The 15400-nt window shown below is 73.8% G+C and carries 14 protein-coding genes and 3 pseudogenes; 13 read left to right on the plus strand and 4 right to left on the minus strand.

Annotation, left to right across the window (positions count from 1 at the left end; genetic code table 11):
- The first annotated feature begins 31 nt into the window (after positions 1-31).
- The 4 genes and pseudogenes from BJF79_RS44955 (at position 32) to BJF79_RS44965 (ending at position 3354) form a co-directional block, all read left to right on the plus strand.
- The gene (locus BJF79_RS44955) at positions 32-997 is read left to right on the plus strand and encodes an AurF N-oxygenase family protein (protein WP_083734719.1); all 966 of its coding nucleotides are present in this window, start codon (positions 32-34) and stop codon (positions 995-997) included.
- A gap of 4 nt (positions 998-1001) precedes the next feature.
- Positions 1002-1154, plus strand: a pseudogene (locus BJF79_RS64550) (ferredoxin family protein); the annotation flags it as partial.
- 145 nt (positions 1155-1299) lie between these two features.
- Entirely contained in the window at positions 1300-2511 is a 1212-nt protein-coding gene (locus tag BJF79_RS44960; protein ID WP_262403507.1) for an FAD-dependent oxidoreductase, read from the plus strand.
- Positions 2512-2598: 87 nt separating this feature from the next.
- Positions 2599-3354 (plus strand): DUF4184 family protein, encoded by a 756-nt coding sequence (locus tag BJF79_RS44965; RefSeq protein WP_075906752.1) that lies wholly within the window; start codon positions 2599-2601, stop codon positions 3352-3354.
- Between the two features lie 55 nt (positions 3355-3409).
- Here the strand turns inward: BJF79_RS44965 and BJF79_RS44970 are convergent, their stop codons facing one another.
- Positions 3410-4831 carry an MFS transporter gene (locus BJF79_RS44970; protein ID WP_075906753.1) on the minus strand — a complete coding sequence of 474 codons (1422 nt, stop codon included), beginning with the start codon at positions 4829-4831 and terminating at the stop codon, positions 3410-3412.
- Entirely contained in the window at positions 4828-5820 is a 993-nt protein-coding gene (locus tag BJF79_RS44975; RefSeq protein WP_262403508.1) for a M20 family metallopeptidase, read from the minus strand. The genes BJF79_RS44970 and BJF79_RS44975 overlap by 4 nt, the downstream gene beginning before the upstream one ends.
- Between BJF79_RS44975 and BJF79_RS64555 the strand changes: the two genes are divergently transcribed.
- The 9 genes and pseudogenes from BJF79_RS64555 to fdh all read left to right on the plus strand — a co-directional run bounded on the left by BJF79_RS64555 (position 5801) and on the right by fdh (position 13860).
- The gene (locus BJF79_RS64555) at positions 5801-6079 is read left to right on the plus strand and encodes a hypothetical protein (protein WP_262403509.1); all 279 of its coding nucleotides are present in this window, start codon (positions 5801-5803) and stop codon (positions 6077-6079) included. The two genes, BJF79_RS44975 and BJF79_RS64555, sit on opposite strands and share 20 nt — an antisense overlap.
- A 32-nt stretch (positions 6080-6111) precedes the next feature.
- Positions 6112-7050: an Lrp/AsnC family transcriptional regulator gene (locus tag BJF79_RS44980; RefSeq protein ID WP_262403510.1), complete on the plus strand. Its 939-nt coding sequence runs from the start codon at positions 6112-6114 to the stop codon at positions 7048-7050.
- Positions 7032-7202 carry a hypothetical protein gene (locus BJF79_RS64560; protein ID WP_262403511.1) on the plus strand — a complete coding sequence of 57 codons (171 nt, stop codon included), beginning with the start codon at positions 7032-7034 and terminating at the stop codon, positions 7200-7202. Before BJF79_RS44980 ends, BJF79_RS64560 begins: the two co-directional genes overlap by 19 nt.
- Positions 7203-7250: 48 nt before the next feature.
- Positions 7251-7796 (plus strand): MarR family winged helix-turn-helix transcriptional regulator, encoded by a 546-nt coding sequence (locus tag BJF79_RS44985; RefSeq protein WP_083734720.1) that lies wholly within the window; start codon positions 7251-7253, stop codon positions 7794-7796.
- Between the two features lie 160 nt (positions 7797-7956).
- Positions 7957-8151: pseudogene (locus BJF79_RS67990) on the plus strand (helix-turn-helix domain-containing protein); the annotation flags it as partial.
- A 32-nt stretch (positions 8152-8183) separates the two neighbouring features.
- Positions 8184-8339 carry a hypothetical protein gene (locus tag BJF79_RS56750; protein ID WP_158079498.1) on the plus strand — a complete coding sequence of 52 codons (156 nt, stop codon included), beginning with the start codon at positions 8184-8186 and terminating at the stop codon, positions 8337-8339.
- A complete protein-coding gene (locus BJF79_RS52375; protein ID WP_143220938.1) occupies positions 8339-8644 on the plus strand; it encodes a hypothetical protein in 306 nt (101 codons plus the stop codon). The genes BJF79_RS56750 and BJF79_RS52375 overlap by 1 nt, the downstream gene beginning before the upstream one ends.
- Before the next feature lie 184 nt (positions 8645-8828).
- Entirely contained in the window at positions 8829-10496 is a 1668-nt protein-coding gene (locus BJF79_RS44995; RefSeq protein ID WP_262403512.1) for a hypothetical protein, read from the plus strand.
- 105 nt (positions 10497-10601) lie between these two features.
- Positions 10602-13860, plus strand: a pseudogene (fdh, locus tag BJF79_RS45005) (formate dehydrogenase).
- Positions 13861-13941: 81 nt separating this feature from the next.
- Here the strand turns inward: fdh and selD are convergent.
- Both selD and BJF79_RS52380 read right to left on the minus strand, forming a co-directional pair.
- A complete protein-coding gene (selD, locus tag BJF79_RS45010; protein ID WP_075906756.1) occupies positions 13942-14943 on the minus strand; it encodes a selenide, water dikinase SelD in 1002 nt (333 codons plus the stop codon).
- Positions 14940-15400, minus strand: a 461-nt coding sequence (locus tag BJF79_RS52380; protein WP_187357147.1) for a SelB C-terminal domain-containing protein, incomplete at its 5' end; no start/stop codon positions are given. The genes BJF79_RS52380 and selD, both read right to left, overlap by 4 nt.

Consider the following 15400-nt stretch of genomic DNA (forward strand, 5'->3'; position numbering starts at 1 on the left):
AAGTGTAAACGTCACTCGGCTGGAGGCGGTCGTGGAGATCGATCAGGAGTACCGGGACGTGCTGCGGACCCTGTCCGAGGGATCGGTCCACCGGCGTTTCGACCCCTACCTCGACATCGACTGGGACTCCCCCGAGTTCGCCGTCGAGGCCGACGACCCGCGCTGGGTCCTCCCGGACTGCGACCCGCTCGGCGCGCACCCCTGGTACAAGGCGCTGCCGCTGGAGCGGCAGATCGAGATCGGGATGTGGCGGTCGGCCAACATCACCAAGGTCGGGCTCCAGTTCGAGAGCGTGCTGATCCGCGGCATGATGCAGTACGCGATGCGGCTGCCGAACGGATCGCCCGAGTTCCGGTACTGCCTCCACGAGATGACGGAGGAGTGCAACCACATCCAGATGTTCCAGGAGATGGTGAACCGGACGGGCGCCGACGTGCCCGGCATGCGGCGCGACTACCGGTTCACCTCCCAGTACTGGCACCTGGGCGCGCACCTGCCGATCCTGTTCTTCATCGGCATCCTCGCCGGCGAGGAGCCGATCGACCACTTCCAGAAGAGCGTGATCCACGACGGCGCGGCCCGTCCCCCGGCGCTGCTGCGCACGATGGAGATCCACATCGCCGAGGAGGCGCGGCACATCTCGTTCGCGCACCGGTTCCTGCACGAGCACGTGTCGCGGCAGACGAAGGCGGGCCGCGCGGTCACCTCGATCGCCTACCCGCTGATCATGCGCTGGCTGGCGGGCGCGATCATGGCGCCCCCGGGGGAGATGGCCAAGGAGTTCGGCATCCCCCGCAAGGTGATCCGGGAGGCGTTCTGGAGCCGCCCGCACTCGCGGGAGATCCTGCGCGGCTACTTCGGCGACGTCCGGATGCTGGCCGAGGAGCTCGGGCTGATGAACCCCGTCGCGAAGCGGCTGTGGCGGATGTGCCACATCGACGGCCCCGCCTCGCGGTACCGCGGCGAGCCGCACCGTCCGGCGCGGCAGGCGGCCTGACCCGATGCCCCACGTCGTCACGCAGTCGTGCTGCAACGACGCCTCGTGCGTCCACGCCTGCCCGGTCAACTGCATCCACCCCACACCGGACGAACCCGACTTCCACACCGCGGAGATGCTCTACATCGATCCCGCGACCTGCGTGGACTGCGGGGCGTGCGTGTCGGCGTGCCCGGTCGGCGCGATCCTCCCGCACACGAAGCTGACGGACGAGCAGCTCCCGTTCCTGCCGCTCAACGCCGACTTCTACCGGGGCCCCGCCCGCCCGCGCCGCTGCTCGCGCCGCAGCCGCCGCGCTGCGGGTGCGCGGCGGCGAGCCCCTGCGGGTCGCGATCGCCGGGTCCGGCCCGGCCGCGATGTTCGCCGCCGACGAGCTGCTGACCGTCCCGGGGGCGCGGGTCGACGTGTTCGAGCGGCTGACCGTCCCGTACGGCCTCGCCCGGACGGGCGTCGCGCCCGACCACCCGAACACCCGGCGGGTCGCCGACCTGTTCGACCGGATCTCCGCACAGGACGGCTTCCGGCTGTTCCACGGCGTCGAGGTCGGCCGCGACGTGACGCACGAGGAACTCCTCGAACACCACCACGCGGTGATCTACGCGGTCGGCGCGTCGTCGGACCGGCGGCTGGACGTCCCCGGCGCCGACCTCGCCGGGACGGCGACCGAGTTCGTCGCCTGGTACAACGGCCACCCCGACCACGCGCACCGCACGTTCGACCTGTCGCACCGCCGCGCGGTGATCGTCGGCAACGGCAACGTGGCGCTGGACGTGGCGCGGATCCTCGCGAGCGACCCCGCGCGGCTCGCGGGCACCGACATCGCCCCCGCCGCGCTCGACGCCCTGCGCGGCTCCCGGATCGAGGAGATCGTGGTCGCCGGGCGGCGCGGCCCCGCGCAGTCGGCGTTCACGGTCGCCGAGCTGCGCGGCCTGCTCGACACCCCGGGCATCGACGTCGCGGTCGAGGGCGCCGACCCCGCGGCCGAACCGGACGACGCGTCGCCGCCCCACTCGACCGTCCACAAGCTGCGCATGCTCCGCGAACTGGACGGCCGCGCACCGTCCGGGAACGGGAACCGGCGGATCGTCCTGCGGTACCTCGCGTCCCCCGAGCGGATCACGGACGAGGGCGTGGAGTTCGCCCGCACCGAACTGGTCGACGGCCGCGCGGTGCCCACCGGGGAGTCCGAGGTCGTCGCGGCGGGCCTGGTGCTGTCGTCGATCGGGTACCGCGGGCGTCCCGTCCCCGGCCTGCCGTTCGACGCGGCCACCGGCACCGTCCCGAACCTGGCCGGACGCGTGGGGACGGGCGAGCCGGTCGCGGGCGCCTACGTCGCCGGGTGGATCAAGCGCGGCCCGACCGGCTTCATCGGGACGAACAAGTCGTGCGCCCGCGAGACGGTGCGGACCCTCGTCGACGACTTCAACGAGCACCGGCTGCCCGCGCCGCCCGCGTCCCCCGAGGCCCTGGACCGGCTGCTGCGGTCGCGCCGGGAGGTCCCGCAGCCCGCCTGAAGACCTTCACGGACCCTCCACAACTCCGGACGCCCGCCGCTCGTCGTACGGGACGAACGATCTTCGTCGAGCGATCTGGGGGAACGCGTGCCGTTCACGCTGAGCCATCCCGCCGCCGTCCTGCCCCTCGCGCGGGGGCCGCTGGTGCCGTCGGCGCTGGTCATCGGGTCGATGGCGCCGGACATCCCGTACTTCTTCTTCGCGATGGAACTGCGCGGGACGACGCATCGGGCGCACGGCGTCGTGACCGTCGACGTGCTCATCGGCCTCGCCGCGTTCGCGGTGTGGCACCTGCTGTGGAAGCGGCCGCTGGCGGCGCTGGCCCCGTCCCCGGTCCGCGGGCGGCTGCCGGTGGACGCGCCGGTGCGCTGGGGCTGGGCGGTGCCGTCGGTGGCGATCGGGGCCGCCACGCACGTCTTCTGGGACGCGTTCACCCACCTCAACTGGAGTTTCGCCGGTGAACTGCCGTGGCTCACCGGTTCGTTCGCCGGGTTGGCGGTGTACGTGTGGCTGCAGTACGTGAGCGGTGTGGCCGGGCTGGCGATCGTCCTGCTGTGGCTGGCCCGCTGGGTCCGGACGGCCCCCGTACGGACGGACGCGCGCGCCGACGCGCCGACCGCGCCGACCGCGCCGGGCGGAGCGTCGCGCGTCCCGGTCTGCGTGGGCATCGGGGCGGTGTCGGGGGCGGGCGGCCTGCTGAGCGCGCTGCTGTTCCCCGACGTCCCGGGCGTCCACACGGTCCTGTACTACGGCGCCGTCGGGACGATCGCCGCGGCGGGCCTCGCGCTCACCACCTACGCCGTCTGGTGGCACGCCGCCCGTCCCGCCGCGCTGGAACTCTGACGGGCGAGGCGCGACGGGCCCGGGCCGCTCTCGCGGTCCGGGCCCCGTCCCGTCCTCAGGCCCGCTGCTTGCCGCTCCCGGCGACGTAGGCGAGCGCGGCGGCCAGGAAAGCGAACAGGGCGCAGACCACCCACACCGTCATGTAGCTTCCCTCGCTCGGGTTCTCCGAGCCCGCCGCGGTCGCCAGGACGGTGCCGAAGGCGCCGCCCGCGACACCGCCGCCGACCGTCTTGACGTTGTTGTAGAGGGCGGTCGAGACGCCCGTGTGGGCGGGGTCGCTGGCCTCGGCGATCACCGTGGGCATGGCGCTCAGCGCGGCGCCCATGCCGAGCGCCGCGACCACCAGCCCGCCCGCCAGCTGCCACACGTGCTCGTGGAACACCACGAACCAGGCGGAACCGGCCGCGACGAGACCGAACGAGGCGATCAGCGTGACCCGGTAGCCGATCTTCGCGGCGATGCGCGGGGCGCCCGCCGACGCCACCATGCTGGCGAGCAGCGCGGGCAGCATGACCATCGAGATGCCGAGGGCCGACATGCCGAACCCGTAGCCCGCCTCGTCCGGATCGGTGGCCATGAACGTGGAGTTCGGCGACTGGCTGCCGAAGTAGATGATGCCGAACGCGAACGAGGCGAAGTAATAGGGCGCGACGTGCCGTCCGGCCATGGCGCGCAGGTCGACCAGCGGCTCCCGCACCCGCAGCTCCATCACCGTCCACGCGGCCAGCAGGACGAGCCCGGCCCCGAGGGCGCCGAGCGTGCCGGCGTTCCCCCAGCCGATCTCGGCGGCCAGCGTGACGCCCGCGAGGACGCCGACGACGCCGAGGCCGAGCAGCGCGATGCCGGGCAGGTCGATCCGCCCGGTGGCGCGGGTGACCGACTCGGGGACGAACGCCATCGACACCGGCACGCAGATCACCGCGAGGACCGCCGGGATCGCCAGCGCGACCCGCACGTCGCCGAACGCCTCGACCGCGACGCCCATCCCGACGGCGCCGAGCAGGCCGCCGAGGACGAGCGCGGCGACGAGCCGCGCGATCGCGCGGCGGGCGAGGTCGACGGGGAGCCGGTCGCGGACCAGCGAGATCTCCAGCGGCAGCAGCGCGACGAGCGCGCCCTGCAGGAACCGGCCGATCAGCAGGATCACGAAGTTGGGCGCGGCGGCGACCAGCACGGACCCGATCGCCGTGGACACCAGCGCGATCCGCAGCATCCGGCGGTGCCCGTACAGGTCCCCGAGCCGCCCGAAGGCGGGCGCGCAGACCGCGGAGGCGAGCAGCTGGACGGCGACGACGAGCGTCACCGCGGAGTCCGACACCCCGTGCAGGTCGGCGATGGCCGGCAGGATCGGCGCGATGCCCGCCTGCAGGAAGCCGCTGACCAGCTCGAACATCACCAGGACGCCGACGACGGCGGTGACGGACGCGATCGGCGGCGCGCCGTCCGGCTCCTTCGCGGCGTCGGCCGTGGCCGTCACGCGGCCTCCCCTCGGGCCAGCCGCCGCACGGCCAGCTCGGCGAGCAGCGCGGCCGCGTCGGGCAGGACGGCGTCGTCGTAGGCGGCCTGCGGGGCGTGGTTCATCGGGGCGGTGGCGGGGTCGCGGTCGGCGGGGCAGGCGCCGAGCCCGACGAACGCGCCGGGGACCCGGTCCAGGACGAACGAGAAGTCCTCGGAGCCGCTGAACGGGCGCGGCATCTCGAAGGCGCGGTCGTCCCCGAGCAGGTCGCGGGCGGTGTCCAGCGCGAACGCGGCCTGGGCGCCGTCGTTGACGGTGACGGGGTACTGCTCCACGTAGTCGAGGTCGACCTCGACGCCGTGCGCCTCGGCGACGCCGCGCACGACCCGCTCGATCCCCGCGCGGACCTTGCGGTGCGCGTCCGGGGAGAACGACCGGACGGTCGCGTCCAGCGTCCCCGACTCCGGGATGACGTTGGCGGCGCTTCCGGCGTGCACGGACCCGACCGTGACCACCGCGGGGTCGAAGACGTCCAGGTCGCGGGTCACCATCGTCTGCAGGGCGGTGACCATGGCGGCGAGCGCGGGGACCGGGTCCTTGGCGGCGTGCGGCGACGACCCGTGGCCGCCCTTCCCCCGGACCGTCACGTGGACGGCGTCGGACGCGGCGAGCATCGCGCCGGGGCGGGTCACGGCCATGCCCTGCGGGAGCCCGGTGGAGAAGACGTGCAGGGCGTAGGCGGCGCCGACGCGCTCGCCGGCCGCGTCCAGCACCCCCTCATCGATCATGATCTTGGCCCCGCCCTGGCCCTCCTCGCCGGGCTGGAACATGAACACGATGTCGCCCGGCAGCTCGGCGCGCCGGGCGGCGAGCAGCTTCGCGGCGCCGACCAGCCCGGCGACGTGCAGGTCGTGGCCGCAGGCGTGCATCCGGCCGGGGATCGTCGAAGCGTAGTCGAGGCCGGTGTCCTCCTGGACGGGCAGCGCGTCCATGTCGCCGCGCAGCAGCACGGCCGGGCCCCGCGTCCCGTCCGCGCCCGCCGCGCAGCACGGCGGTCACGGAGGTCAGAGCCTTGCCGGTGGTGATCTCCAGCGGCAGGCCGTCCAGGGCGGCGAGCACCTTCTCCTGGGTGCGCGGCAGATCGAGACCGAGCTCCGGCTCGCGGTGCAGGTCGCGGCGCAGGACGGTCAGCTCTTCGCCCAGCTCGGCGGCGTCTTCACGGATCGACATGCGGGTATGGTGCGGTTCACACCGTTCAACCGGCCGTAACCTGCCGATATCCGCCACTTCACTCGGATCGAATGCACACATCGGGCACCCTCGACGAACTGGACCACCTGCTCGTCACCGCGCTGCAGACCGCGCCGCGCGCCGACTGGCGCCGCATCGGCGCGGCCATCGGCGTGGACGGCTCCACCGCGGCGCGCCGCTGGGCGCGGCTGACCGGCGCCGGGCTCGCCTGGCTGGCGTGCTTCCCGGTCGCGGTGGAGTGGATGACGCCGGTGGTGACGTTCATCGAGGTCGACTGCGCGCCGGGCCGTCTGAACGAGGTCGCGGCCGAGCTCGTCGAGGACCCCCACGTGTTCAACCTCGAACACGTCACCGGGGGCCGCGACCTGATCGTGACGGTCGTCCTGCGGGACCACGCCGAGCTGGCCCGGTACGTCGGGTTCCGGCTGGGACGGCTGGCGGGCGTCACCGCGACCCGCACCCAGATCGCGACGACCCTGCACTCGGAGGGCAGCCGGTGGCGGCTGGACCGGCTCGACGCGCGGCAGCGGGACGCGCTGGTGCGCGACCGGCCGCACGAGCCCGGCGACCGGCCGCTGCGCACCGCGGACCGCGAACTGGCGCGGCTGCTCGTCGAGGACTGCCGGCAGCCGGTCGCGCGGCTCGCGGAGCGGACGGGCCTCAGCCCCGCGACCGTCCGGCGGCGCCTCGCGCGGATGGAGCGGGGCGGCGCGCTGATGTACCGGTGCGAGGTCGCGCGGTCGCTGTCGGGCTGGCCGGTGACGGTGTACCTGTGGGCGAGCGCGCCGCCCGACGAGGTGGCGCGGCTGGCGGGCCGGATCGCCGGGCTGCGGGAGACGCGGATGTGCGCCTCACTGTCCGGCGCCGACAACGTACTGTTCGTGGTGTGGCTGCGCTCGACCGACCGGATCCAGTCGTTCGAGACGGCGCTGCGCCGCGATTTCCCGCAGCTCACGATCACCGACGCGCGGTGGGGCTGTGGCAGCTGAAACTGGCCGGGCAGATCCTCGACCCGCAGGGCCGCCATCTGCGCACCGTCCCGTTCTGGACCTGGGACGACCCGGTGTCGGAGGGCGCGCTCGGCGAGCTGATCGACCGGTTGCGCACCGGTCCCGGTCCGTCCCGGCGGGGACCCGGCTGAGGCGTATCGTGGCTATCGCCCGGGCAGGAGCTTCGGAAAGGCGAGGGTGTGACTCAGCGACGACCGGAGCCGCCGGCCGACGAGCACGCGACGGACGGGACGGGCACCGGGGCGGGCGACGCCACGGCGGCCGTCGAACGGATGCTGAGCACGGCGTCGCTGCTGTGGAGCCGCGCCGACCAGGGGCTGGAACCGGCGGTGTCGCCGATCCAGTTGCGGGCGGTGGAGGCGATCGCGCGGTTCGGGCGGCCGAACCTCGGCGGGCTCGCGGACGAGCTCGGCGCGATCCCGTCCTCGACGAGCCGGCTGTGCGACCGGCTGGAGGCGGCCGGGCTCGTGGTGCGCGAGACCGCGCGGGCCGACCGGCGGGAGATCATCGTGCGGCTCACCGACCAGGGCGAGCGGCTGCACGCGGAGCTGACCCGGCGCCGCCGCGCCGCGGTCGGCGAGGTGCTGGCGCAGATGTCGCCGACGTCCCGGGGCCGGCTCATCGACGCGCTGACCGAGTTCGGGCAGGCCTGCGAGCGCCGAGACTCGGCCGAGACGTCCGCGGTGCTCCGCCCGGAGCGCGCCCGCCGCGACCGCACGGCCTGACCGCGCGGCGGTCGTTGCGGCGTCCGCTACGCTCCCACACCGAAGGCCATTCGGTTTCATGTGGGAAGGGTGCCGCGCCGTGGGCGAACCGACCGTAACCGACCTCGACCAGACCGTACCGACCGTCGACCGGACCGTGCACGCGATCGGGTCGGCCTGGATGCTCGACCCGGTGACCGCCGCGCGCGGCAAGGACGCCGGATACGCCAACCCGTTCGCGTTCTACTTCGCCGGACGCGGCGGGGTGCTGGGCGACGCCGACGCGAGCGTGGTGGCCGCCGCGTTCGGCTGGTTCGAGCCGGGCGTCGTCCGGGCCATGTGGGACGAGGGCACGGCCGTCGCGGGCGCCCGCGAGGCCGCCCGCCGGTACGGCCGGTCCTGCGCGCAGTGGGGCGAGGACCACCTGGGCGGCCTCGACGCGCCGCCGCCGACCGGCTCGCCGAGCTGGCCGGGCGGGTCATCGACGCCGCCGACGGCTCGGGCCTGCCGCTGTTCTGCGGCTGGCGCGCCGAGCGACCGCCGACGGCGGCGCCGCCGCGGTGATGCAGCGGCTGCACGTCCTGCGGGAGTGGCGCGCCGCCCTGCACCTGTGCGCGACGACGGCCGCCGGTCTCGACCCGCTGGAGACGGTCCTGGCCGACGGCGGCCCGGACCGGGCGCGGTTCCTCGGCTGGCGCGACGTCGCCGACGGCGCGGCCGCCGATCCGTCCGCGGCCGCCCGCCGCGAGGAGGCCGAGCGGGCGACGGACCGGCTGACGGCGGCCGTGTACGGGCGTGCGCTCACGCCGTCCGAGTTCGCCGAGTACGCCGAACTCGTGGCGAAGGCGGGCGCCGCGGCGCTGGGCTGAGGCGTCCCGTTTGGCGGGGGCGCACAACGGCCGGGCGTCGAATCGTGCGCCGGGAGACTATCTCCGGCGCGCGGCGGCGTTCATTGTCGATTCATCGACCACCTCCCCGAGGAGAGCGCGATGAGGCGACGCCCGGCCGCCCGTTCCCCGTTGTTCCGGACGCGCGCGCGCGATCGCCGCCGTCGTGCTCGCCGCCGCCGCGCTGGCGGCTCCCCCGGCCGCCGCCCGCGACGGCGCCCGGACGGAGACGGCCGTCGCGTCGACCTCGCCGGTCACCGACGTCGTGGAGTCGGTGGTGCGGGTGAAGGTGCCGCTGCCGGAGTCGGCCGGGCCGCGTCCCGAGGAGTGCGACTGGCTGTCCTACCTGCGGTACCGGCACGCGGACGGGCCCGCGGCGTCGGCGGACGCGGACCGGGTCCTCGTCGCGCAGCCGGGGATCTTCGCGGGCGCGGGGTCCTTCGACGGGCTCGCCCGCAACACCGTCCACAAGGCGGCGGCGAACGGCGACCACATCGAGTTCTGGGCGCTCGACCGGCGGTCGAACTGCCTGGAGGACCCCACCGGGATCCAGGCGGGCCTCGCGGCCGGGGACGTCCACCTCGCCGTCGACTACTACTACCGGCAGCGGGAGGTCGACGGCCGGACGTTCGCCGGGTACCGAACGAACGACCAGGTGAAGTGGCTGCAGCACGTCGGGCTGGAGCAGACGGTCCGCGACCAGTACGACCTGCTCGTGCGGGAACTGCCCGACCAGGCGGTGCGCAAGCGGAAGGTGATGTGCGGCGGGCACTCGCTCGGCGGCGTCCTGACCGCCTACTTCGCGATGTGGGACTTCGACGGGAACCCCGCGACCACCCGCGACGCCGGGTACGAGCAGTGCGGCGGCTACTTCGCACTCGACACCCGCATCGACACCGGCATCCTCGGGATGGAGGGCTTCCCCGCGGACATGGTGCCGCTCGTCGAACTCGGTGCCGGGGTCGTCCGGGTGGGCCTGGAGGCGGGGGTCGTCCCGCGCGCGCTGTCGGCCCCGGCGGTCGTCAACACCGAGACGATGAACCTGCTCGCCATCGCGGGCCTCGCCGCGCGGCTCTCCCCCGAGGGCCTGTCGGACCTGGCGACGTACGTCCCGTCCGGCTTCAACACCGACACGACGTACCGCCTGCTGTTCGCCAAGGACTATCCGACGTTCGCCGCCGGGACCCCGACCGTGCGCGACTTCCGGTTCACCAACGCGGCGGCGCTCGGCGGCCTGCTGGACGACAACTCGCAGCCGCTCGCGTTCATGCAGGCCAGCGTGGGGTTCTGGGACGGCGGGAAGGTCGTCGACAAGGAGTTCCCGGCGCCGAACAACCTGGACGGGCTGGGCCTCGGCGGGCTCGCGACGCTGCTCGGCAAGAAGGCCGTCCCGGACACCCCGGACGGGCCGCTGTACACGTGGCGGAACTTCGACCTCGTCGGCGCCCCGGACGACCCCGGATACGAGTCGGAGCACGGCGGGCCGTTCACGACGGCCGCCGACGAGGTCACCGACATCGGGCAGCTCGCCCGCAGCCTGTCGGAGCATCCGCTCGACTTCACGGAGCACTACTTCCCCACGAAGCTGATCGCCGACATCGCGCTCGCGGACGCGCCGGGCATCGCCGACGGCGCCGTCCACACCGGCGGGATCGGCGCGAACCCGACGCTGAACCTGGAGGCCGGGGACGGCCTGGGCGCGCGCGACCCGCGGCCGGGCGACGTCGTCGCGCCGGGCTACCAGCACCTGGACGTCATCACCGCGTCGGCCGTGCAGAACAACGGGCGCCCGGAGCCGATCTCGCAGCACCTCGCGGCGTTCGCGGGCCGCTGAACGCGGGGATCGCGGCGTCCGGGCGACCCGGAGTGTTTGAGGGGCGGGTGCCGGGTACGAGGACGCTGCATCCGGGTGACGCCGGGAGACGAGAGGCGGTGCGGCATGGGCGTCCGGCAGTGGATCGACGCGTGGCCCGTCTACCGCCAGTTCTCCGACGGCGACCCGCTCGGGCGCGGCGCGTCCGTCAAGAGCGGGACGAGCGCGAACCTGGACCCGCGGGTGAACACCGCCGACAAGGTGGTGAAGTCGGTCTGCCCGTACTGCGCGGTCGGCTGCGGCCAGGACGTGTACGTCCAGGACGGGAAGGTCACGCAGATCGAGGGCGACCCCGACTCGCCCGTCAGCCGGGGACGGCTGTGCCCGAAGGGGTCGGCCAGCCTGCAGCTCACCACCGGCTCGGCGCGCGAGCAGCGCGTCCTGTACCGGCGCCCGCACGGCACCGGGTGGGAGGAGTTGGAGCTCGACGTCGCGATGGACATGATCGCCGACCGGGTGATCGAGTCGCGGCGGGACGGCTGGCAGTGGGAGCAGGACGGCCTGCGGGTGCGGCGCACGCTGGGCGTCGCGAGCCTCGGCGGCGCCACCCTCGACAACGAGGAGAACTACCTGATCAAGAAGCTGTTCACCGCGCTCGGCGCGGTGCAGATCGAGAATCAGGCGCGCGTTTGACACTCCTCCACCGTTCCCGGTCTGGGAACCTCGTTCGGACGCGGCGGCGCCACCACCTTCCAGCAGGACCTGCAGAACGCCGACTGCATCGTCGTCCAGGGCTCGAACATGGCCGAGTGCCATCCGGTCGGGTTCCAGTGGGTGATGGAGGCGAAGGCGCGCGGGGCGAAGGTCGTGCACGTCGACCCGCGGTTCACGCGGACGAGCGCGCTCGCGGACGTCCACGTCCCGCTGCGCGCCGGCAGCGACATCGCGTTCCTCGGCGGGATCGTCAACCACGTCCTGGAGAACGAGAAGTACTTCCACGACTACGTGGTGAACTACACCAACGCGTCGGTGCTGCTCGGTGAGGACTTCCGCGGCCCCGAGGACCTCGACGGCGTGTTCTCCGGCCTCGACGCGGAGAACCGTACGTACGACCTGTCGTCCTGGCAGTACGAGGGGATGCAGGTGCAGGCGGCGTCCGGGCAGCGCGACCAGGCGTACGAGGCGGGCTCTGGTGCGGGGGATGGCGAAGTCCGGGCACGGCGAGGCGGCCGGATCGGGCGGCCCCGGCATAGGCGAGGGCGACCCGGTGCGCGACCCGACGCTCCAGGACCCGCGGTGCGTGTTCCAGGTGCTGAAGCGGCACTTCGCCCGCTACACCCCGGAGACGGTCGAGCGGATCACCGGCGTCCCCGCCGACCGGTTCCTCGACGTGTGTCGACTGATCGCCGACAACTCGGGCCGCGACCGGACGACCGCGTTCGCGTACGCGGTCGGCTGGACGCAGCACTCGGTGGGCGTCCAGTACATCCGGACGGCCGCGATCCTGCAGACGCTCCTCGGCAACATGGGCCGTCCGGGCGGCGGGATCCTCGCGCTGCGCGGGCACGCGTCGATCCAGGGCTCCACCGACATCCCGACCCTGTTCAACCTGCTGCCCGGGTACATCCCGATGCCGCACGCGCACCCGGACCTCGACCTGGACCGGTTCGTCGAGGGCGAGTCGGCGAAGAAGGGCTTCTGGGGCGAGATGCGGTCGTACTTCGTGAGCCTGCTGAAGGCGTACTGGGGCGACGCGGCCACCGCGGACAACGACTACCGCTTCGACTACCTGCCCCGCCTGACCGGCTCGCACAGCACGTACGAGACGGCGATGGCGCAGATCGGCGGCGTCTGCAAGGGCTACTTCCTGATGGGCGAGAACCCCGCCGTCGGCTCCGCCAACGCGAAGGTGCAGCGCCTCGGCATGGCGAACCTCGACTGGCTCGTCGTCCGCGACTTCTCGCTGATCGAGTCGGCGACGTGGTGGAAGGACGGCCCGGAGATCGAGACCGGGGAACTGCGCACCGAGGACATCGGCACCGAGGTGTTCTTCCTGCCCGCCGCCGCGCACACCGAGAAGGACGGCAGCTTCACCAACACCCAGCGGATGCTGCAGTGGCACCACAAGGCCGTCGACCCGGCCGGGGACGCCCGCAGCGACCTGTGGTTCATGTACCACCTCGGCCGCCGCATCCGCGAACGCCTCGCCGGTTCCACGGACGAGATGGACCGGCCCGTCCTCGACCTCACCTGGGACTACCCGACGCACGGCGACCTCGACGAGCCCGACGCCGAAGCCGTCCTCGCCGAGATCAACGGGTACGACGGCGACGGGAACCCGCTGTCGTCCTACACGCAGTTGAAGGACGACGGGTCGACCTCGTCCGGCTGCTGGATCTACACGGGGTGCTACGCGGACGGCGTCAATCAGCCGGCCCGCCGCAAGCCCGGCCGCGACCAGTCGTGGGTGGCGCCCGAGTGGGGCTGGGCGTGGCCGATGAACCGGCGGATCCTGTACAACCGGGCGTCCGCCGACCCGGACGGCAACCCGTGGAGCGAACGCAAGGCGCTCGTCTGGTGGGACGCCGCCGAAGGCAAGTGGACCGGCCACGACGTGCCCGACTTCACCGCCGACAAGGCGCCCGACTACCGGCCGCCGCACGGCTCCACCGGCCCCGACGCCCTCGCGGGCAACGACCCGTTCATCATGCAGGCCGACGGCAAGGCGTGGCTGTACGCCCCGGCCGGGCTCATGGACGGTCCCCTGCCGACGCACTACGAGCCGCAGGAGTCGCCGTTCACGAACGTCCTGTACGCCCAGCAGCACAATCCCGTCCGGCACCTGCTGCCGCCGCACCCCGCGAACCGGTACCAGCCGAGCGGCGACGCCCCCGGCGCCGACGTGTTCCCGTACGTGGTGACGACGTACCGTCTCACCGAGCACCACACGGCGGGCGGCATGTCCCGGTGGCAGCCGTACCTGGCCGAACTCCAGCCGGAGTTCTTCTGCGAGGTCTCCCCCGAGCTCGCCGCCGAACGGAACCTGGCGCACGGCGGCTGGGCGACGATCGTGAACGGCCGCAACGCCGTCGAGGCGCGCGTCCTCGTCACCGAACGGATGAAGCCCCTCGTGGTGGACGGCCGTCCACTGCACCAGATCGGCCTCCCCTACCACTGGGGCCCGAACGGCTACAGCAAGGGCGACGCCGCGAACGAGCTCCTGCACCTCTCCCTGGACCCGAACACCCACATCCAGGAGGCGAAGGCCCTCACCTGCGACATCCGCCCCGGCCGCCGCCCGCGCGGACCCGCGCTCCTCGACCTCGTCCGCGACTACCAGCGCCGGGCGGGCATCACGGACGAGACGGGCACCGAGGTTCGTTGACCTGCGGCGTGTTGCCCTAACTCGGGCGCCTATAAGGGCAACACGCCGCAGATCAACATCGCGGCGGATCGCGGCGGGGGGCTAGCGGACGACGAGGGGGTGTTCGCCGGGCGGGAGCAGTTCGCCGATGACGGGGTGTCCCGGGAGTTCGCCCGCGACGAGGAGGCCGCCGGAGGTCTGCGCGTCGGCCAGCAGCAGCCGGGTGTCCTCGTCGGCGGCGCCGAAGTCGGTGTGCGGGGCGACCCAGCCGAGGTTGCGGCGGGTGCCGCCGCTGACGAACCCGTCCCGGACGGCGTCGCGGGCGCCGTCCAGGTACGGGACGCCCGCCGCGTCGACCGCGGCGGTCACACCGGACGCGCGGGCGAGCTTGTACAGGTGGCCGAGCAGCCCGAAGCCGGTTACGTCGGTCGCGCAGCGGGCGCCCGCGCGCAGCGCGGCGGCGGACGCGTCCCGGTTCAGCGCCGTCATCGCCGCGACGGCCTGCGGGAACACCTCGCCGGTCGCCTTGTGCCGGTTGTTCAGGACGCCGACGCCGAGCGGCTTGGTGAGCGTGAGCGGCACCCCGGGGGCGCCGGTGTCGTTGCGCAGCAGCCGGTCCGGGTCGGCGACGCCCGTCACGGCCATGCCGTACTTGGGTTCGGGGTCGTCGACGCTGTGCCCGCCGCCGACGTGGCAGCCCGCGAGCGCGGCGACGTCGAGGCCGCCGCGCAGCACCTCCCGCGCGAGGTCGAACGGCAGGACCTCGCGCGGCCAGGCCAGCAGGTTGACGGCGACGAGCGGGCGCCCGCCGACGGCGTACACGTCCGAGAGGGCGTTCGCGGCGGCGACGCGCCCCCAGTCGTACGGGTCGTCGACGACGGGGGTGAAGAAGTCGGCGGTGGCGACGACCGCGTCCGGGGAGCCGGGCATCCGGACGACCGCGGCGTCGTCGCCGGTGTCGAGCCCGACGAGCAGTTCCCCGTTCGGGTCGCGGGGCGCGGCGGTCAGCCCGGCGACGACCTCCTCCAGCTCGCCGGGCGGGATCTTGCAGGCGCAGCCGCCGCCGTGCGCGTACCGCGTGAGCCGTTCGGCGGTGACGGTCATGGTTTCCCTCCGGGTTCGCGGCAGCGTCGGCGCAGGTCGTCCACGCGGGTCGTGTAGCCGCGGGCGTCCAGGTGTTCCAGCAGCGGGACGGCCGTGCGGCGGGTGGTGCCGAGCGCGCGGCGGGCCTCGCTGAGCGTGAACGGCGGGTCGAGTTCGGCGAGCCGAGCGGCGGCGCGGGCATCGTCGCCGGGCAGCAGCACGATGCCGTCGCCGACCTTGAGCAGGGCGCCCGCGGCGGCGGCGCCGCGAGCAGCTTCGGGGTGAGGCCGAGTTCGGCGAGCCGGTTCGCGTCGGGCGCGCGGAACGGCGCCGCGGCGAGGTCGCGGCGGATCGCGTCCACCGCCGCGGCGACGCGCGGCGGCAGTTGGGGGCGGCGTCCGTCGCGTAGAGGCGCCCGTCGCGGTGCCGGAGCGTCCGCGAGGGCCTCGATGAGCGCGCGTCGGGCAGGCCGAGCGCG

The organism is Actinomadura sp. CNU-125, assembly GCF_001942465.1.
Lineage (GTDB): Bacteria > Actinomycetota > Actinomycetes > Streptosporangiales > Streptosporangiaceae > Spirillospora.